The organism is Polynucleobacter sp. 35-46-11, assembly GCF_002281105.1.
On sequence record NZ_NCFJ01000767.1, the window covers coordinates 658 to 1,360 of the forward strand.

General features: G+C 42.1%; 1 protein-coding gene. It reads right to left on the minus strand.

Annotated elements, in window-relative coordinates:
• On the minus strand, positions 1–693 hold a 693-nt coding region (locus tag B7Y67_RS19445; RefSeq protein WP_293600040.1), incomplete at its 3' end, for a response regulator.
• Positions 694–703: the final 10 nt, after the last annotated feature.

A 703-nucleotide genomic window follows, 5' to 3' on the forward strand; every position in this document is an offset into this window, starting at 1 on the left:
CAGTGAATGGGCATGCAGTTGTGCGTCTTCACTATTGTTTTGTTGTATTGCTTTATTGAGCAGAGCAAGTGATTTTAGTCCATCGCTCATAAAGGATTGCATGACCATGTTTAATAGGGTAGTGTTATTTCCAAGACGACTCATAGCATCTGCTTTATCCCATAGAGGCAGTTGCGTCGTATGCTTCTTTCTAGAATGGTTTGTGTCTCTTGTTTCTCTTATGAGCGGTAATTCTACGGCTCCATCTTTTAATATCCATTTCACAAGCATTGCTTTAAGTACCGATAGATTGATTGGCTTACTGACGTAATCATCCATACCTGCTAGGATACACTTTTCTCTATCACCGCTCATAGCATTGGCTGTCATTGCAACGATCGGTATTTTTTTATTTGCTTCTCCTGCTTTTCCTGCACGTATTGCAGTACTAGCGGTATAGCCATCCATTTCTGGCATCTGGCAATCCATTAGGAGAAAGGTATAGGGAACAGATTCTTCCTGTGCTAGTTGCAAAGACTCCAGTGCTTCCAGACCATTGGCGGCTATGTCTGCACGTAAGCCGATACTCTCTAGCATTCCTTGAGCTACGAGTTGGTTCGATGTATTGTCCTCTACTAAGAGAATACGTGTTGACTCTGGCCATACGATATCAGATTCTTCATCTTTGAGTGTTCCTAGATAGTCTTTGGTCAATAGTGGATCA